The following is an 18,814-nucleotide window of genomic DNA, read 5'->3' as shown; positions in this document are numbered from 1 at the left end:
TCTATGGACATAATTATCGTAAGTATACGCCATTACGAGGCCGTTCCGAGATATTCACGAAGAAAGGCATCAGCATTTCCTGCTTTTAGGCGCTCGGCCTCATAGGCGCCTTGGTCGGCCTCAATCTCTTTGTAGAATCGAAGAGCAACGATTTGCTCTGGGTCATCTTCCCCGAGTTCTTGGGCCAAGGCGGCCGCTTCCTCCTCCAACGCGTTATAGCGGCTGTTCTGAGCCTCGAGCTCTTCCTTGTTGCGGGAAAGATAGGCCTCGTCGGCAGCAAGGGCTGCCTGCTGCGATTCTATTCTTTTAGCCACGTAGGCTTTAAAGGCTGCCAAATCAAGACTGAGATAGGCCGCTTCGGCTTGAGAGAAATCCTGCTGAGCCTCTTCCAAAAACGCCAGGGCCTCGTTGCCCTTAGCCTGCGAGGCAAGAATGTTCTCCTTGCTCATCTCTTCAGCCAACGCCGTGGCTTCACGAATAGCCGCATCGGCGTTTATCACGGCATTCCACCCCGATCGGGCTTTGAGAAACGCCTCTGTCGCCATCATCGACTCCTCGATGATACTGACCCCCGCATCCAGCATATTAAGGCGCGAGCGAGCGGCCGTCACCACCTGAGAGGCCGCCTCCTTATCGTCATTGTCGCTCAGCGACGACTGCAGCGTCTCCATGGATGCGATAGAGTCCTCTAACTGGGCTCTCATCGGGGCGATCTCCGCGACAACGGCACGATACCCCTCGTTCAGCGCTTCTGCGGAAGGCGCGGCGTCTCCCGTCGCCGAGGGGGAAAGGCGCTTGGCATCACACTGTTCAATAACCAGTTCGTCGAAGGGAAGAAGGGATTCATCGCAGCTCTTGATGATGTCAACCTGATCATTCAGGGTATCAAGCAGAGACTTCTGCTGCTCCCTCATCGACATAAGAGCTTGGCCGCCCACCAGCGTGATGACCAAAAGGGCGCACACCACCACGAACACGGGCACGATGCCCCTCATTTTTCGATCAACAGCGGAAGAAGAGGCTGATGGGGATGCGGGAGCTTCGCCAGACAAGACGATGGACTGCCCTTTGACCGGTGTTGGCCGAGGCTTCTTTCCCTTCCCCAATGTGAAAAGAGAAGGGCCGCCCGAGCCTCCCTCGCGCCGATCGCGCTCCTCGGCATCGCGAGCCTCACGGGCGGCATCGAGCACGCTGAAGGAAATCTCGTTGGAAGACCCCCGCGTGCGCCGCTTTATGTGCATCGGATGATGCGCCCTCTTCGCTACCATAACCAGAATGCTCCCCTAGCGGCGCGCTGCTATCTCGTCGACGATCTGAGCCGCCGATAGGAATCGGATATTCTGGCTGGGAAGTGATCTCAGGAACGTCTTGCCGTAGCCCTTCGTAATAAGACGCTTGTCCGCAAGGATCAGAATGCCCCGGTCATCAGCTTTGCGAATAAGACGGCCTGCTGCCTGCTTCGTTTCCAACACCGCCGCTGGCAGGACATAGCGCCGCCAGGCGGCATCGTCACGAGCGGCCCGTTCGCAAGAAAGGGGATCCGTCGGCTTCGAGAAGGGCAATTTCGGTATCACGACGCCCTTCAGCGTGGCGCCCGGCGCGTCGAACCCTTCCCAGAAGCTCTTCAGAGCGAAAAGGGACAAATGCTCGTCGGCGAGGAAGTCATCGCGCAGGCCCTTCACCGACACACCCCACTTCTGGCACACGACGCGCAAATCGTCTCCCTTCAGAGCCGGCTGCACCTCTTCGAAGCACTTCTCCATTTCGCGGCGATTCGTGAACAGGGTGAGCATCGACCCGTTCTGGGCACGGTGAGCGTCGATGAGCAGGCGCTGCAGAGCACCGAGATAACTCGGATCATTGGGTTCGGGCATATCGTTGACAACATAGACAACCATCTGATTGTCGAAGTCGTAGCTTGAGGCAAGCAGCAGCTCGTCGGCAACGGAAAACTCGCTCTCGTTCAGCCCCATGGCCTGGGAGAAGCTGTTGAAGCTGCCGTCAACGGTCAGCGTGGCCGACGCGTAGACCACCGAATGGGTCCGCGCATACAAGGTCTCGTTCAGCGTCTCCCCCACCGATACGAGCAAGGCCTCCAGCTTGTTCTGCGGACGATCGGTCTTGCGACTTAAGCTCGCCGCATACACATAGCGCTCGGGACATTGCGTGCAGATGACCTCGACGTTCTGAATGATCTCCTTCATCTCCATCGCAATGGAGGCAATTTCGCGCTGAATGACGGCGGCCCCTTCGATATCTTCCAAATAACCCACGAGTTCCTGGCAAACCGTCACCATCTTCTCGGCACGCTCGGCCATGGCGCGGCCAAGACGGGCAATGTTCTGGAAGAGGGAGCCGTGGCGAATCTCGTCATTCAGCCAAAGATCCACCGTCTCGTAGCCCTTCGAGCGCTTATTGGTGTCATAGAAGAACAAGTCGGGCAGTGCCTTGCAGAACGCTTGGGCCGCTTCGCCGAATTCGGCTCCCGCGCGGCGCGCCTTTCCCGTGAGCCCATAGAACAGCGTCGTCGAGGATTCATTGCCCGGCATAACAACGGTGCGCTCCGCCCGCACGAAGACATTGCGCCGAGATTCCTCGGAAGCTACGCGGCGCGCGAGGGAGAGAATGTCCTCCTCTGCCAGTTCAAGGGAAAATGCCCGGCGAGCCTCGCTTTCGGCGCTGTGGGCCTCATCCACCACCCAATAGCGGATGGGCGGGAGCAAGCCTCCGTCAGCGGCAAGATCGCAGAATAGGAGACTGTGATTGGTAACGACGATATTGGCGGCCTCGGCCTTGCGGCGCGAACCGTGAACGAAGCAGGACGTGCCGAAGAATGGGCATTTACGGCGCAGGCAATCGTGGCTCGTGGTGGTGATCATCCAGCGCGGCAGCGTGCGGTAGTCGATCTTCAGGCCGTCGATGTCGTCGTAGGCCGTCTGCTCAATAAAGGAAAGCAAGGCGGCAAGGGCCGGAGCCTGAGGTTTTTGCTCCTTGCCCACGGTGCGCATGCCGGGGCCTTCCACGACGAGGCGCTCCACCTTGTGCAGACAGGGATAATGGGAGAACCCCTTGAGAGCAGCATAGGTGAGGTCGGCACCGAGCTCCTCCGAAAGAGCGGGAAGCTCATGATAGACCAGTTGGTCGAGGAGAGCGTTCGTCTTAGTAGCTACGCCGACATTAATACCGTTATCTCGGGCAATGATGGCCGCCGGCAAAAGATAGGCCATGGATTTACCCACGCCTGTTCCTGCCTCCACCATAAGATTGCGCGATCGGGCAAACGCGTTGCGCACCGCCTCGGCCATAGCCACTTGCTCGCCGCGCTGCTCGTACTCTTCGTACAGGGAGCCTACTACGCCCTCGGCGGTGAACGCTTGGGCCACAGCATCGGCCGTGGGGAGCAAGAAGGATCGCCCTGGATCGGCGGCGATTTCATCGGCATCCACGAGCGGTCTTAGATCGGCTTTCCCCACCCGTTCTCGGCGCAGGGTGCGCAGTGAGAAAGGAAGGGGTTTCTCCTCGCTCGTCTCAGCCGCACGCTCGGCAAAATACTTGAACACCACAACCGTCGGCCAATCGTTCGGTTCCGCCATAGAGGCGATTTCCCGCAGCAACATAGTCGGCATGGTCTCCACAGCAGCAAGCAAAATACGCAGGAGGGCACAGGTCGCCGCCACATCTTCATCGGCCCGATGCGTTGACCGAGGAGCACCGAAAGCCTTCACGAGATCGATGAGTCGATGGGATTTCATGCGGGGCAGCGCGATGCGGGACAAATCAAGGGAATCGATCCAAGTGTTCTCGAGCAGCGGATAGCCCGTCGGATGCTTCGTCGTGAAATTGCGGTCGAACTCGGCATTATGGGCCACGACGACGGCATCTCCTATGAAAGCGGCCAGATCGGCTAGGGCCTCGGACGCCGAGGGAGCGTCGGCCACATCCTCATCGTGGATATCGGTGAGATGGGCAACATCCTCAGGAATGGGCTTTCCCGGGTTCACGAAGGTAACGAACCAGTCGACAATTTCGCCGTTTTCCACCCGTGCCGCTGCAATCTGCGTCAACTCATCATGGACGAGAGAGAATCCCGTTGTCTCCGTATCCAAAACAACGACATTATTATCGAACCGGCCGAAATCGCTCCTTTGGGCCCGTTCAGGCAGCGACTCGTAACGCGCGATAATCTCCGGCGGCGTTCCGTCGCTGATGAAGTTCTTCAGCTGTCCTTCAAGGGGGGTGGTGTCACGTGACATAGCGCAGCCTATCTTTCGCGGCGCCCTTGGTGGTGAAAAAAAGGAACCTCGGCCTAGCGAGTGTTCCCTGATTCATCGGGCTCGGTTATGGTGTTCTCGACAACTCACGGTATTGTATCAGCCAGGGCGGAGAGAATATTCATGGAACGGTATTTCGGTACATATCAAACATTTCGAACGGTCTCAAAGAAAGATGCGGCGGTGCTCATGGGTTCCAACACCCTCGTGGGAGACCGATACCGCATCAATCTCACTATGGACGAGGGCGTCCATCGCGCATGGCTTATCAACAAGTTCAACGAAACTATCGGTTACTTCGACGACAGCTTCTCACGCGAACTGAGCCTTTTGGCAGCGGAAGGTCTGGAACTCGTGGGAATTCTCTCCTTTGTCGCCTTCACGGAAACACCTGAGCCAGGTGAATATTGGGGACAGGCCGCAGTTATCGGGTACAGCCCCCATTACGCAGAAGAATTCAACCAGTTCATCGATGGCATCTGCGGGCTTATCGGCAAGGGCATTCGCCCGAAGCTGGCGTTGAAGGGGTCGGCCGTCGACGAGATCATCAACTCGAACGGCACGTGGCTTCCGAGCGAGCGCGAGCCTCTCCCCGAGAAACAACGCGGCATGGCGCTACTTAAAACGCGCCGAGGGTTCATCGACGGCCTCGTGGAGGCTGGACGCACGGGCAATAAAGGCTGTTACATTCTCAGCTGGGCCTTTCTTCTTGCCCTCGTTGCCGCCATCATCATCGGCCTGAAGTCTTGCGGAGTGTTCTAAAACGAGAACACTTGTTTTAGTTATCTAACCGGTAACCGTAAGGGGCGACCTTGGTCGCCCCTCGGCCGCAAGCGCTTACTCTCCCTCTTCGAAGGCATATTCAATGAGCTTCGTGCACAACTCAGGGAAACTGATGCCTGCCGCGCGGGCCGCATCGGGAAGAAGCGAGGTCGCCGTCATGCCAGGAATGGTATTGGTCTCCAGAATCCACGGGATGCCATTCTCGTCGAGAATGAAATCGGAACGCGACACGCCACTGCACTGCAATGCCTTATGGGCGCCGACAGCGGCGTCCATTACTTGCTTGGTTTTCTCCTCATCGAGAGGTGCCGGGCATATATGCTGCGAACCACCGGGGGCATATTTCGATTCGAAATCATAAAAATCAGCTTTAGGAACAATCTCGATGACAGGTAAAGCGAAAGGATCTCTGTTTCCTAACACGGCAACCGTAAGCTCGGTACCTTGAATATACTTCTCAACGACAACAAGCTCGTCGATTTCGAACACACGCTCGATGGCATCAGCGATAGCTTCTTCGCCTTCCACGATGTAAATACCCAAAGCGCTGCCTTCGGTAGCCGGTTTCACGACACAGGTTCCGCCCATAGCCAATGCAAGCTCTTGAACGGAATACCCCTCTCCCTTCTTGATGTATTGATAGGGAGCAGTAGGAATGCCTTCGCGCTGGTAAAAGAGCTTGGATTGGGCCTTATTCATCGCCGTCGCGCTTGACCACACACCAGGTCCCGTATAGGGAAGGCCGATCGTTTCCAGAAAGCCCTGGAGCACGCCATCCTCGCCACCTTTTCCATGAAGACAGAGAAAGGCAACGTCGAAGGGCTCCTCAATGAGCGTTTTCAGATGGTCCTTCTTCGCCGGATCCAACTCCTGAACAATAAACCCCGCTTCACGAAGCGCCTCCCCGGCACCTTTGCCCGATGCAAGGGAAATTTCGCGTTCCCCACTGGTTCCTCCAGCTAAGAGGGCGACGCGACATTTTGCGGGTTCAACTACTGTTGCCATGGAGCATTCCTTCCAGACGATAAATCTCTGGAGGCAGTATATCAGAGCAACGCCACCGTCTATAATGAACCTATGAATAACGAACTGATAAAGCTTACAGAAGCCGAACTCGAGGATCTTGTCACCTCGTGGGGATATCCTCGCTTTCGCGCAAAACAGATTCACGAGTGGGTTCACCGCCATCATGCGGCTTCTTTCGATACCATGTCCAATCTTCCGAAAGACCTCAGGACGAAACTTTCTGAGTTCTTTCCGTTGGAGACGGTAAAAATTTTCGACCGACAAATTTCCTTAGATGGGACACGCAAATATGTTGTGACTCTGGCCGACGGCTCATTAGTTGAGACGGTGGGCATGCCCGTCTACCATCGAGACGGCTCTCTCGATCGGCTATCAGTATGCGTTTCCTCACAAGTAGGATGTCCTATGGCCTGCCAGTTCTGTGCAACTGGCCGCGAAGGCCTTACACGGAATCTCACGGCTGCAGAAATCATCGCTCAAGTGGCTCTCGTCCAAGAGGATTTCCAAGAACGGGTAAGCAATGTCGTTGTTATGGGTCAAGGGGAACCTTTCCTTAACTACGATGAAGTTCTTGCCGCTTTGCGCATTCTAAACAGCCGGGACGATTTCAATATAGGAGCGAGACATATCACGCTCTCTACCTGCGGCATTATAGATGGGATCGATCGTCTCTCCCAAGAGCCAGAGCAATTCACGCTCGCCGTGTCTCTTCATTCGGCTTTACAGAAGAAGCGTGATCGGCTTATGCCGAAAGTGGCAAAGCAACCTCTTTCGGATCTAAAAAAGGCTGTGGAGAGATACACCCAGTCTACCAACCGTCGTGTCTCCTTCGAGTATCTTCTCATCAAGGATATCAACGATTCAGAAGAAGATCTTCGAGCACTTCTCGACTTCTGTGATGGGCTACTCTGCCATGTCAACCTTCTTCCGGTGAACACCGTAGAAGGATCCCCTCTGCAAGCTGCCTCGCCAGCAACTGCAAAACATTGGGTCGAGACGCTGATCCATTATGGTGTGGAAACAAGTTTCAGAAAATCCCGCGGAGCTGATATCGATGGAGCATGTGGTCAGTTAAAAAACAAGTTAGCGCAAGGTTCTCTTCGTTAATTCGTCTTTCTCTTCTCTTGTTTCACGTGAAACAAAGATAACTAATGGCATGTTATGTAAAGCATTTTCTCTTACCTCATACTAGGGTCTACAACGACTTCTTTTAACAAAAGAAAAGAGTCTGTTTCACGTGAAACAGACTCTTTTCTTAGTCATTAAATGCTATCGAAAGTTACTCACCAACAAGCTCACTGAAGAGTCGCCGCAAATCTTCCTCATCTTTGAATTCAATCTCGATTTTGTTCTTCCCTTTAGACGATTTCACACGCACGTTAGTCTTCAGTGTCTCGCGTAAGGTCTTCGCCACAGACTTGTAAACCGCAGGCATCGGCTCACGAGGGGTCGAGGCAGAGCCGTCCTTTTTACCTGACATAAGGCGAGCAAGATTCTCTGCTTCGCGTACGTTCAAACCGTTATCAATAATCTTCTGAGTCAAGGAAAGACGACCTTCAGCTGTGGGCACTGAAAGAATGGCCCGTGCATGGCCCGCCGTGATCTTTTCCTCAAACAGAAGCTGCTGAGCCTCTTCAGGAAGATCGAGAAGTCGAAGTGCATTGGCGACAGTCGAACGACCTTTGGAAACTGCTTGTGCCACTTCCGCCTGAGTCATCGAGCGTCGCTCCATCAACCGACGGTATCCGTACGCCTCTTCTATCGGGTTCAAATCAGAGCGCTGGATATTTTCAATTAACGCAAGCTCAAGGGCTTGGTCGTCATCAACCTCTTTTACACGAACGGGAACCTTCTTAAGACCAGCAGCCTTAGAGGCTTGCCAACGGCGCTCACCGGCAATGATCTGATAGGTACCATCGGCCATTTGCCTTACAAGAATAGGTTGGAGCAGACCATCCTTTTCAATAGAAGCAGCGAGTTCTTCTATTTCCTCTTTTTTAAATTGGGTTCTCGGCTGATCAGGATTAGGGGCGATTCTATCAATCTCCACCTCATCAGTTCCCCGTGCAGGAACCTCCTCAGTCCTCGATTCCTCAATGATGGCTTCTCGCACAATGGGTTCAGAGACCTTAACTGGTTCTTCCTCTATCTCAACCATCGTCCGTACGGGCCGTGTGGAAACAGGGGCCTCTCGCGCCGCCTCTTCATCTACTTCAATTGTCACTCTCTGGCGCTCGGGCGCAGGGGAAACAGGGGCAGGTGATTCATAGGAACCGGGGAGGAGGGAACCCAGACCTCGACCGAGTCCTCCACGACGTTCGGGCTTAGCCACGTGCAATCACTTCCTTCGCTAATTCAATATAGGAAAGAGCGCCTCTTCCCTTGGGATCGTATTGGGTAATCGGCTGCCCAAAACTCGGAGCTTCCGACAATTTAACCGTGCGAGGAATAGGCGTGGCGAACACCAGGCGCCCAAAATACTCACGCACTTCATCGACAACCTGCTTCGAGAGCGTCGTACGGCTATCGTACATAGTAAGAAGAATGCCGTAGATATCCAGAGTAGGATTAAGGCGAGATTTGACACGCTTCATTGATTCGAGAAGTTTTGTCACACCCTCCAAGGCATAGAACTCGCATTGGATAGGAATAAGCAATTTATCAGCCGCCACCAGAGCATTAACTGTTAAAAGACCCAAAGAAGGCGGGCAGTCGATGAGAATGAAATCATATTTGCCCCGCATGCTACCCACAGCATCCTTAAGGCGATTCTCTCGCGCCATTTCCGAGACCAGCTCGACTTCCGCCCCCGCAAGATTAATCGTAGCCGGAGCAATGTCTAATCCCTCGGCGATATCAGGAATAATTACCTCTTCAAGAGGAACATCGTTAAGGAGAACATCGTAGATGCACTGCTGTATAAGACTCTTCTCAACGCCTAGGCCACTGGAGCAATTTCCCTGAGGATCAAGATCGACAAGAAGCACCTGTTTGCCCATCTCTCCCAGTGCAGCCCCAAGGTTGATCGCTGTTGTCGACTTCCCTACGCCACCTTTTTGGTTAATGATGGCAATAATCTTCGTCTGTCCGACAACATGACGCACCGGCGCTTTGTCTTTATAGCTCTTCAAAGGTTCTCGAGGAATCACAGGAGCTGCGTAATCCTCAACCTCCCTGACAACCACTTCAATATTTTCAGGATCGTCAACGAGTTCCTCTTCAGCGGCTACCACTTCTTGTTCCTGAGTCTGAGGTTGATCAACCTCTTCGACAGTCCGGGCTTGTTTTGTGTCTCGTTTAAGACCATCAAAGAATCCCACAGGAACCTCCTTCCTTGATTGGAGCACAGTATATCATCGCCTCAAGCTGGTTCAGGCGATGTTCGACAGAAGGATTCAAATTGATCGTGTTTCACGTGAAACACGATCACATACTACATTCAGTTACGGGGACGCAGTGGCTGTTTCTGAGCCAAGCCAATTCTTCGAGGAAGCTTGATGCGTGACTTGCCGACTTTCTCAAACACTACAATGGTTCTCATGGTCTCTCCATCGCTCAAGCAAATCTCACGCTGAGAGATCATTCTCATACCCACAAGGTCTTGCACAGCAAGAGCTTCATCAAGTTCTTCCGATGATAGCTGGGCTTTATAACAGACTAACCGACCGCCCTTTTTCAAAAGGGGCGAAGCAAGCTCTATAAGAGAAACTAGTTTAGACAGAGCTCGAGCTGTGAGGACGGCGAATTTCTCCTTGTACTCCAGAGGAAGATCCTCGATGCGTTCGCTCGATGTAGAAATTTGCTCACTCAACGAAAGATCATCAAGGACAGATTGGACGATGGCCATTTTCTTCTTCACCGAATCAACGAGAAGGGTCGTTCTTCCTGTCGCAAGCGCAAGAGGGACGCCGGGGAACCCCCCTCCTGAGCCAAGGTCTCCATAGAGACCGTCAGGAGCTTCATTGACCTCCGGCAAACCTACCAGCGAATCCTCTATATGAAGGAGACGCGCCTGTTCCCCATCAGTAATGCGAGTAAGATTCGTAACTTTGTTTGCTTCAAGGATTGAAGCAAGATAGCACTGCATCAAGCTCATCGTCTGATCATCTGCCATCTCAACTCCTTTCCATAGGCGAACGTGTCCATAATAAAGGAAATGGGACGTGCTTTGCGCGTCCCATCAGCACATTGAAAGTATTAGAACAGTTTTTACAGAGGAACCACGACCACATGGCGGGAAGGACCCTCCCCCTCAGAAACGGTCTCGACTCGATCATCGTCTCTCAAAGCAATGTGGATAATCCGACGCTCGTAGGGGGTCATCGGGCGCAATCCAACTTTACGGTGCTGAGAAGCAGCTCGATTAGCGGAGCTGTGCGCAATCGACTCGAGCTTTTGGCGCTGGCGGTTCTTGTAGCCCTCAACATCGACAATAACTGGATAACGGAAACCGATAGTGCGTACCGTTATCATCGACACAATGAATTGCAGCGCATCAAGAGTTTTTCCATGACGACCAATAAGGACAGCCATATCTTTGCCGCTGATATCAAGAATCAGTTCGCCCTCGTCACCCTCGTACTCATCAATAGTCACTTCGCCGACATTGAAATACTGGAGAATATCTTGGAGCGCCGCGATAGCAGTGTCGGCAATGGTATCGAGCATCTCGTCCGTCACGATAAGCTCGTCCTCTTCAACAACCTCTTCGGTATTAATGGGATCCGCAGAAGACTGAGATTCTTCCACCACCTCGTCTTCTACCTCTTCAATCATGTCCTCGAACTCTTCAGTCATTACAGGCTCCTAACCTTAAACACCGCGGTTGAAATGATGCCACGGAACGTACAAAGGGAGTGTTTCATGTGAAACACTCCCTAAAATCAGTAAGGTCTAGCGCTTTTTCTTAGGACGCTTCTTCTTCTCTTTGCGCGTGACGTTAACCTCGATCGGCTTGACGACGAGAGCTTCTTCCTCCTCTTTACGCCGATCGGCAGCACGGCAGCGCGCAAGCGTCAACTGGTTCTGCCCGATACCGATAAGGGAGGATGCGCCCCAGAACAGCAACACACCCGCCGGTGAACCCCAGGAAATCCAAAGCATCATAAGAGACATGATCGCGCCCATCATGAGCGTCTGATTTTTCTGCTGGGTGTTTTCAGTTTTCAACTGCTGAAGAACCATCGGAAGGAAGGTAGCACCAGCAAAGATAATCATGAGAATGAGATAGGGAACAAATGTTCCGAATCCCTCGCCGAAAGCCTGGGAGGGCGTCGTGACGAGATTCGGAACCAAGTTGTAGAACGAGTACGTGCCCTCGCCAATACGATCGCCCATCTCGCGAAGCACCTTGAACAGAGCAATAAAGATCGGCATCTGGAGCAGCATCGGAAGACAACCAGCGAGCGGGTTGAACTTCATCTCCGCGTATATCTTCTGCATCTCCTGGGATTGACGCGTGGGATCATCGGGGAAACGATCTTTCAGGGCCTGAATCTTCGGCTGCACCTTCTGCATAGCATAATTGGACTTCGCTTGCTTATGCATGAGGGGCGCGACAATGATACGAAAGATAATCGTGACGATGATGATCGCCAGTCCCCAGTCGTGGCAGAAGTTATAGAAGAACTGGATGATGTCGAAGATCCAGTCTTTAAAGATATCCCACATAGCTTACCTTTCCAAATGCACCAGCGACTCAGGGAACGGGATCGTACCCACACGGACCGCCAGGGCGGCATCGCAGTATTCTCTTTGCAGTGAGCACGAACCCTTTGCAAAACCCATATCGCTTGAACGCGGTGAGTCCGTACTCGGAACATGTGGGAATGAAGCGGCAAGAAGGGGGGAGAAGGGGTGAAAGAGCCATTCGGTAAAACATAATAAGACCGATAGCGACCAGAGTCGGAATCCTCTTAATGCGTACGAGTAGCTTCTTCAACGGTGTTCTTCCCTTCGCCTTGGGCAAGGCGCTCAGCGACATTTCCGCATGCTTTCAGCACTTTACTATAAGAAGCCCGAGTGAGGCCTGATTTTGCCAGAAATATCACGTCAAAGCCGGCCCACGGCCCACCCATTTCCATGCAGAGTGCTCTCAAGCGGCGCTTGGCGCGGTTTCTCCAAACGGCATTCCCCAACTTCTTCCCCGCAATAAAAGCGACACGACCGGAATGGCCGTGTCGCTCATAATTGCTCTGCTTGTCGTCCTGGACGCCTACAATAACCGTAAAGTATGGCGTATGAAGACGATGCCCCGTAGAGAAGAGCTGGGAGATTTCAGTGCTGGATTTAATAGTCTGCACCTAAAGATCTCCTAGACGGTGAGACGCTTGCGCCCCTTAGCACGACGGGAAGCGAGAACAGCGCGACCACCCTTGGTAGCCATACGGGCACGGAAGCCATGGCACTTGGCGCGCTTGCGTTTGTTCGGTTGATAGGTGCGTTTCATTGTTTCTTTCCCTTTCATGGTTTAAAGAGTAGCTTTTGAATTATACAACGCAAAAAAGTACTGTCAACGGGGCGAACAGAAGAATAAGGAAGATGGCTGCGAAGGGAGTTGCGATAGGGAGGTGGAACCATGAAGTACAGGTAACGGCTGTGCAGAACTAAAAAGTAGTTCCCATTGAAGAGGGATTCTAAAAATAGAATTCAAATAGTAGTCTCAATAAGACGAGTGGATTAGTCGATAACTGGCATAGCCGCAGGTGGGGAGCTTGCTAACGTACTTACTGCTTGGTGAGTTGTCAAGCGCGCTTGTGAACCATGCGCTGGCGGCCATCCTCTGCTCTCTCCCGTTGTCGTTGAAAAGTTGCCCTGTTATGCGCAGGTTTTCCCTTCTTATCAAGAGTTTGTGAACAAACTAGTCCAGCTCGCAGATGATCTTCTGCAGCACCTCAATCTCTTCCTGGGTATCACGATCGGTCTTCAAACGCTCTTCGATACTTGTTGCCGAATGGATGGCGGTCGAATGGTCGCGATTGAATTTCTTGCCGATATCGCCGTAGGGGAGGTCGAGCAGTTGTCGGCACAGGTAGATGGCGATCTGTCGCGGTCTCACAATGGATTGGGATCGCTTGGGGCCTACCATGTCGCTATGGCTCACTTTGAAGAAGTTCTCCACTTCGCGCTGGATGTCCTCCACGGTCAAGCTTCGTGACATGCCGCCGGTGAAATGATTGGCTAGAAGCTCGCGCACTTCATCGATGGAGATATCGCTGCGATCGCAGTAGATCATGCGGTAGATGACGGTATTCACGGCGCCCTTGAGCTCGCGGATGTTGGACCCGGAGTTCTCGGCGATGTACATTTGAATGTCGTCGGAGAGGGTGAAGTTTCCCAGGCCCTCGCTGCGGCTGAACTCGTCGGTGAAGGATTTGACGATGCCGAGTTTGGTTTCCACTTCCGGCGGCTGGATATCGATGGTGCCGCCGCTGTAGAAGCGAGATTTCAGACGTTCGTCGAATTGGATGTTCTTGGGAGCGCGGTCGGCGGAGAGCACCACCTGCTTGCCCTGGCTGGTCAGCGTGTTGAACAGCTGGAAAAGCATGTTCATGGATTCCTTCTTGCCCTGAAGGTGCTGGACGTCATCGAGGAGGAGGATGTCCGCCTGCTCATAGTAGGCGCGGAAGTTGCGGAAGCTGACCTTCTCCTGGTCCTTGATGGCGCCGGCCTCTGAGTACTTCGAGACAAAGTCCTGAGCATCCACGTAGACCGTTCGCATCGAGGGACGCGTTTCCTCGATGTAGTTCTGAATGGCTCTCATGAGATGGGTTTTGCCCAAGCCGCTTTTCCCGTAAATGAACAGGGGATTAAGGGGAAGCCGTCCGGGGGACTCTGCAACTTCGACGGCCATGGAGTAGGCCATGCGGTTCGATTCCCCGATAACGAAGTTCTCGAACGTGAGGGAAGACGAGGGATTCGAAGCCCTCTCGGCGACCGGCTCCTGGGAGAGCGGTGCGGGCGCGGGAGGCGCGTAGTGATCGACCACGACGTCCTCTGCAAGGGAATGGGCGACCATGCCGGATGGTTCGAAGGGGGTCGCCTGAGACAGGGGAGCACCATAGGCCGGTGAGGGGGGCGCAGCTGCCGCGATGGGCTGAGAAGGGAGAGACTCCATCGTCGATGCTGCTGGCTGCGCGGGTGTTGGCGTCGGCATCGGTTGGGCGGGCGCCGAAAGGGGCGCCGCAGGGGATGGTTGGCCTGCAGCGGCGATTTTACGCTGCTCTTGGGTGGGGTCGACGGCGATGGCCACCGCGAATACGACGCCGGTGAGATCGCGCAGCGCGCGTACGATAACCTCGGTGTAATGCTGCTCGACCCATGTCTTTATAAAGTCGTTGTCGGCGGTGAGCATGAGAAATGAATCGCTCATGGCCTGGGGAACGAGCCGCGAGAAAAAGGCGGAAACCTGGGAGGGGTCGATATCCTGGTAGCTTTTGACCTGGGCGCAAATACGCGCCCATTGTTCGTTGAGCGTCTCGCTATCCATACATCATCCTTCCGCCGGCGTATTTTGCCGTGGTTCTCCGCTTTCAGGGCAATTCTAGCAAATTGGCAAGGCTTGGGTCTTAGAGACCCTGTGCGATCTGTCGGCCGTAAGGGGTGAGGGCCCGCTGTTTCCCGACCATTTCCACCAAACCTGCCTCTCGCAGCCGATTGAGGGTGGTGTTGGTGGTGGAGGCCGGCGTCTCGGTCAGGTCGCTGAAATCCTTGTTCCGGAGGGTTCCTTCTTTAAGGAGAAGCTTCAGGAATATTCGCTCGCGTTCGGAGAGGGCGGGCGCCGGCATGACGGCACTCGGGTAACCCGGATACGCCGCCGGTGCTGGCGCTGCTCCGTAGGCCGGATAGGCGGTTGGGGCGGCTCCATAGGCCCCGTAGCTCGGATATCCCTGGTAAGGGGCTCCGTAAGAGGGAGCCGGTACGGGAGCTGGAGCCGCGGGTACTGCGCTGTAGCCTTGCGGCGCGTAGGCGGGTGGGTAGGGAGTCGCCCCTGGTGCGCTGGATGAGCCCATGGAGGGATAGATTCCGGCTGGATTGGAGGGATAGGGTTCGGTGCCGGCTGCGAGGGGCGCTGCGTAGGGCTGATGAACCACGGCGGTTTCCGAAGCGTAGGACGAGCCTGAGGTGTACTCTCTCTTGCTGCTCAGCACGTCGGTTTCGTCCCAGTCGTCCAGAGGATCGTCTTCTTCACGCACCAAGCTGACGGTGACGACGGCGCCGGTCCCCAGATTGTCCTCGATAGTAATGGTGCCATGGGACGATTCGAGGTACTCCCGCACAATGGGAAGGCCCGACCCGACGCCCCGAATATAGTTTTTCATAGGCTCGACGGCAGAAGAAAACCCTGGCATTTGGGCTTTTTCTTTCGAGGGGATGCCGGGGCCATGATCGGCGAAGCGGATGGTGTTCCCTTTGTCGAGAATGGAGACCACCACCTCTTTGAAGCGCGCATGGATGAAATTTTCGGAAACCTCCCGAATAACGGTGTAAGGGATGGTTCCCCCTGCGCCATGGGACTGTTCGTACACCGTGGAGGCGAGCGCCTCGATATAAGCCGCCGTGTCGGCGGGCTTTATCTCCACAACCCGTGGTGCGCTGCGCAGGTCGTCGTAGAGAGCGATGCGCCCCACGGTGTCGACGAAGGAATAGTCGAAGGAAGCCCCCTGGGGAGCTTCGTCGTGAAGAGAAGTATGTTGTTCCATGGTTTCCAAGATCATTCCGTTTTGTTCGCCGTTCAATTCGTCGTTTCAAGAATTTTTCAGGATATTGTAACGTGTTTCATCATTTTACAAGGTATCTACCTGCGCATTTCATAACCAGTGATGAGTAATTCACTATTTGTTCAGTAAAAGTGGAAAACCGAAACTGAACTACCTGCGATTTTCTGAAGAATTCCGACTTATCAACCAAATATTCAGTAAAAGTGGAAAACTCGGAATTCGAGAATTCCTAACGGCTGTCATTCAAAGAGGAAAAAGTGAAAAACTTTACCCAAAAACCTTGACAGAGGCTCTCGATAACCCTTCTCAGCCGCTTCCTATGCCTTTGAGAAGAAAATTCCCATCAAGCACGATCTTGTTCGAACATAGGTGCGTTTAAAGAGAATTACCCTGACATAATTTACAAAACCCCAGCTCAACGCGTCGTTTTTGAAAAGAAAAATCGACAGTGAATTGTTAGCTAAAACTGTCAACCATCTTTACCTTCGATATCCACTCAGTGAAAAGGACGGTTATCCACTGCTTGCGCTGGGGAAAGAGGAAGTTATCCACTTTTTCCACTAGCGGAGCGAGAAAAGGGTGTAAAACTAATCAACCATTAGTCAGACAACTCTGCGCGGCCTCTCCGTTTCCCTGTTTTCCGGCGTTATAATACCCGCACGATATCTTCTGTTTCAGCTCAGGCCATTACGAAGAGAGGCATCCCTTGAAATTCAGTATCAATCGCACCGAGCTTGCCAACGCCCTGTCCATTGTCCTCAAAGGGGTTTCCACTCGATCGACGCTCCCTGTCTTGTCCGGTATCCTCATCGAGGCCGCCGGCGACAAAATTATCCTCCAAGCCACCGACTTGGAGCTCTCCATTCAATACTCCGTGGCCGCGCTCGTTGAGGAGGAAGGCCGCACGGTGGTGCCCGGCAAGCTGTTCTCGGAAATTGTGAAGAACCTTCCCGATGCTGCGGTCCATGTCGAGGCCACTGATGATCAGGCCTTTGTCACCTGCGACACGTCTTCGTTCTCTATCCGCGCCTTGAACGCTGAGGATTTCCCCGGTTTTCCCCGTGTGGACGTTCACCAGAAGATAGAAATTCCCTTTCATCAGTTTTCCACTATGGTCAAGCGTGTTTCTCGCGTCGTATCCAAAGATGAGTCTCGCGCTATTCTCACGGGCGTCCTCATCACCCTGGAGGCCGGCGTGCTGCGCATGGTGGCCACCGACTCCTATCGTCTCGCCATCACGGATGCTCCTCTGCCGAACTCCTCGGCCGATGAGTTCCACGCGGTCATCTCGGGCAGCTTCCTATCGGAAATCGCGTCGTTGCCGAAAACGGAGTCGCCGGTGTCTCTGGCCTTGGCTGACAATCAGATCGTCGTGACCTGCGAGGACACGGTGTTTATCAACCGCCGCATTGAGGGCAACTTCCCCAATTACAAGCAGCTGCTCCCCGACGGCTACGCTACTCGCGCTACCATCGAGGTGGATAAGCTCGTGGCCAGTGTTCGGCGCGCCTCGCTGCTCGGATCCACCTCCTCGCCGGTGCGTTTTGATTTGAACAACGCCTCCCAAACGGTGCAGATTTCCGCAGCATCTCAGGATGTGGGCAGCGCTCAGGAGATCATCTCCTGCGCCATTGAAGGCGAAGATGTGGAAATCGCTTTCAACTATGCCTATGTGTTGGATGGCCTCGGATCCATTGCCACCGACGAGGTGTATCTTGAAGTGCAATCGGCGTTGAAGCCGGGCATCTTCCGCGCGCTTGAGCCGGAAAACTTCCTCTACCTCGTCATGCCTGTGCGCATCTCCTAAATGACCCTGCGTATTGAAAGCCTCTCTTTGCGGAATTTTCGCAACTATGAGGATGCGGCTCTAAACGAGCTTGGGGACATCACCGTACTTGTGGGGGAGAACGCTGTTGGCAAAACGAACCTCATCGAGGCCATCCAGCTGCTTACGGCGCTCACGTCGTTCCGACATGGTACGGCTGATCAGTTGATTCGCCACGGCGAGGAGCGTAGTCGCGTATCCATGCAGGCAACTGACGGCAATCGGCGTCTTGATATCGACCTCACGCTTGATGGTCGTACGCGCAAGTATCGGCTCAATGGAAAGGCGAAACGGCCGATCGATTTGAAAGGAGTCATTCCCTCGGTCGTTTTTACGCCTGATGATCTCGATTTGGTAAAAGGGCCGAACAGCGGGCGGCGGTCATCGTTGGACACGTTGGGCGCTCAGGTAAATAAAAGCTACTACACGGTACGGCGTGATTATGAGAAGGTGATTCGCCATAAGAATCGCCTTCTCAAAGAGGAGGCCGATGTTGCCCTTGTGGAGGCCATCAATGAGATGATCGTCACGGTGGGAGCTCAGCTCACGATCTATCGCATCGCGTTATTTGAGCGGCTGCTCCCTCATCTGACTGCAAAGTACCAGGAGATTTCTCAAGGACGCGATTGTTTGAACGCCGTCTATGTTCCCTCGTGGGGAAAAGGAGCGCCAGAGGAAACGGTTGAGCCCCTTACCCGCGACGAAGCCCGCGAGGCGTTGGCCCGCGCGCTTCATGAGCGTGCGGAGGAAGAGCGGCGGCGCGGCCGGGCAGTGGTGGGACCTCATAGCGATGAAATCGTATTCACTCTCGATGGGGAAAACGCTTCAATCTACGGAAGTCAGGGACAGCAGCGCTCCATTGTACTCTCGTATAAACTGGCTGAAGCGGCCGTCATCGAGGAGATCATCGAGCAGAAGCCGGTGCTCCTTCTTGACGATGTGATGAGCGAGCTGGACGGCCGACGACGCGATGCGCTGGTGACCGCTATGGAAGGCGGTAGTCAGACTTTTATCACCACAGCGAACATCGATTACTTTAATGAGGCCATGTTGAACAAGAGCAATGTTATCCATTTGCCGGTGGTGTGACCCGCCAAAACCGTAGAATAGTCCCATTCGAGTCCCCAAAGTATTAACTCCGTGCATTTCTCGCTTGATTTAAGCCCTGTTTTCCACAATTCCTGGCAAAG

Annotated in this window: 17 protein-coding genes; 4 read left to right on the top strand and 13 right to left on the bottom strand. The window is 54.0% G+C overall.

Annotated elements, in window-relative coordinates; all coding sequences use genetic code 11:
* Window positions 1-32: 32 nt before the first annotated feature.
* Together ACW4QM_RS02360 and ACW4QM_RS02355 are read right to left on the bottom strand one after the other, a co-directional pair.
* The gene (locus ACW4QM_RS02360) at window positions 33-1,268 is read right to left on the bottom strand and encodes a hypothetical protein (RefSeq protein WP_157011785.1); all 1,236 of its coding nucleotides are present in this window, start codon (window positions 1,266-1,268) and stop codon (window positions 33-35) included.
* A gap of 15 nt (window positions 1,269-1,283) precedes the next feature.
* Window positions 1,284-4,253 carry a helicase C-terminal domain-containing protein gene (locus tag ACW4QM_RS02355; protein ID WP_157011787.1) on the bottom strand — a complete coding sequence of 990 codons (2,970 nt, stop codon included), beginning with the start codon at window positions 4,251-4,253 and terminating at the stop codon, window positions 1,284-1,286.
* Window positions 4,254-4,313: 60 nt separating this feature from the next.
* Here ACW4QM_RS02355 and ACW4QM_RS02350 point away from each other — a divergent pair, with 60 nt between their 5' ends.
* On the top strand, window positions 4,314-5,033 hold the full coding sequence (locus tag ACW4QM_RS02350; protein ID WP_157011789.1) for a hypothetical protein: 720 nt from the start codon (window positions 4,314-4,316) through the stop codon (window positions 5,031-5,033).
* A gap of 75 nt (window positions 5,034-5,108) precedes the next feature.
* Here the strand turns inward: ACW4QM_RS02350 and ACW4QM_RS02345 are convergent, their stop codons facing one another.
* A complete protein-coding gene (locus ACW4QM_RS02345; RefSeq protein ID WP_157011791.1) occupies window positions 5,109-6,059 on the bottom strand; it encodes a D-alanine--D-alanine ligase family protein in 951 nt (316 codons plus the stop codon).
* Window positions 6,060-6,131: 72 nt separating this feature from the next.
* Between ACW4QM_RS02345 and rlmN the strand changes: the two genes are divergently transcribed.
* Complete coding sequence (rlmN, locus tag ACW4QM_RS02340) at window positions 6,132-7,187, top strand: 23S rRNA (adenine(2503)-C(2))-methyltransferase RlmN (RefSeq protein ID WP_114538845.1); 1,056 nt, start codon at window positions 6,132-6,134, stop codon at window positions 7,185-7,187.
* Between the two features lie 172 nt (window positions 7,188-7,359).
* Here rlmN and ACW4QM_RS02335 read toward each other — a convergent pair whose 3' ends face one another.
* From ACW4QM_RS02335 to ACW4QM_RS02290, 10 genes are all read right to left on the bottom strand, one after another.
* Window positions 7,360-8,412 (bottom strand): ParB/RepB/Spo0J family partition protein, encoded by a 1,053-nt coding sequence (locus ACW4QM_RS02335; RefSeq protein WP_197745965.1) that lies wholly within the window; start codon window positions 8,410-8,412, stop codon window positions 7,360-7,362.
* Window positions 8,405-9,400 (bottom strand): ParA family protein, encoded by a 996-nt coding sequence (locus tag ACW4QM_RS02330; RefSeq protein ID WP_321203150.1) that lies wholly within the window; start codon window positions 9,398-9,400, stop codon window positions 8,405-8,407. The genes ACW4QM_RS02335 and ACW4QM_RS02330 overlap by 8 nt, the downstream gene beginning before the upstream one ends.
* A gap of 119 nt (window positions 9,401-9,519) precedes the next feature.
* Window positions 9,520-10,194, bottom strand: coding sequence for a 16S rRNA (guanine(527)-N(7))-methyltransferase RsmG (gene rsmG, locus ACW4QM_RS02325; protein ID WP_302223937.1), 675 nt, complete (start codon window positions 10,192-10,194; stop codon window positions 9,520-9,522).
* 95 nt (window positions 10,195-10,289) lie between these two features.
* Window positions 10,290-10,877, bottom strand: a complete 588-nt coding sequence (locus tag ACW4QM_RS02320; protein ID WP_114538848.1) for a Jag family protein — start codon at window positions 10,875-10,877, stop codon at window positions 10,290-10,292.
* Window positions 10,878-10,973: 96 nt separating this feature from the next.
* Entirely contained in the window at window positions 10,974-11,750 is a 777-nt protein-coding gene (locus ACW4QM_RS02315) for a YidC/Oxa1 family membrane protein insertase (protein ID WP_455798164.1), read from the bottom strand.
* Between the two features lie 28 nt (window positions 11,751-11,778).
* Entirely contained in the window at window positions 11,779-12,063 is a 285-nt protein-coding gene (gene yidD / locus ACW4QM_RS02310; RefSeq protein WP_114538850.1) for a membrane protein insertion efficiency factor YidD, read from the bottom strand.
* A complete protein-coding gene (rnpA, locus tag ACW4QM_RS02305; protein WP_302223934.1) occupies window positions 11,996-12,382 on the bottom strand; it encodes a ribonuclease P protein component in 387 nt (128 codons plus the stop codon). Before rnpA ends, yidD begins: the two co-directional genes overlap by 68 nt.
* 11 nt (window positions 12,383-12,393) lie before the next feature.
* Window positions 12,394-12,528, bottom strand: a complete 135-nt coding sequence (gene rpmH, locus ACW4QM_RS02300) for a 50S ribosomal protein L34 (RefSeq protein WP_022737978.1) — start codon at window positions 12,526-12,528, stop codon at window positions 12,394-12,396.
* A gap of 411 nt (window positions 12,529-12,939) precedes the next feature.
* Window positions 12,940-14,568, bottom strand: a complete 1,629-nt coding sequence (gene dnaA, locus ACW4QM_RS02295) for a chromosomal replication initiator protein DnaA (RefSeq protein ID WP_157011795.1) — start codon at window positions 14,566-14,568, stop codon at window positions 12,940-12,942.
* A gap of 79 nt (window positions 14,569-14,647) precedes the next feature.
* Window positions 14,648-15,781: an ATP-binding protein gene (locus ACW4QM_RS02290; protein ID WP_232325509.1), complete on the bottom strand. Its 1,134-nt coding sequence runs from the start codon at window positions 15,779-15,781 to the stop codon at window positions 14,648-14,650.
* A 724-nt stretch (window positions 15,782-16,505) separates the two neighbouring features.
* Here ACW4QM_RS02290 and dnaN point away from each other — a divergent pair.
* Together dnaN and recF are read left to right on the top strand one after the other, a co-directional pair.
* Window positions 16,506-17,606 carry a DNA polymerase III subunit beta gene (gene dnaN / locus ACW4QM_RS02285; protein ID WP_157011797.1) on the top strand — a complete coding sequence of 367 codons (1,101 nt, stop codon included), beginning with the start codon at window positions 16,506-16,508 and terminating at the stop codon, window positions 17,604-17,606.
* Complete coding sequence (recF, locus tag ACW4QM_RS02280) at window positions 17,607-18,713, top strand: DNA replication/repair protein RecF (RefSeq protein WP_157011799.1); 1,107 nt, start codon at window positions 17,607-17,609, stop codon at window positions 18,711-18,713.
* The last annotated feature ends 101 nt before the right edge of the window (window positions 18,714-18,814 follow it).

It is taken from the genome of Adlercreutzia sp. CNCM I-6207 (genome assembly GCF_977072305.1).
The sequence above is the reverse complement of the archived record's forward strand: the minus strand, read 5'-3'. Positions and strand labels throughout refer to the sequence as shown.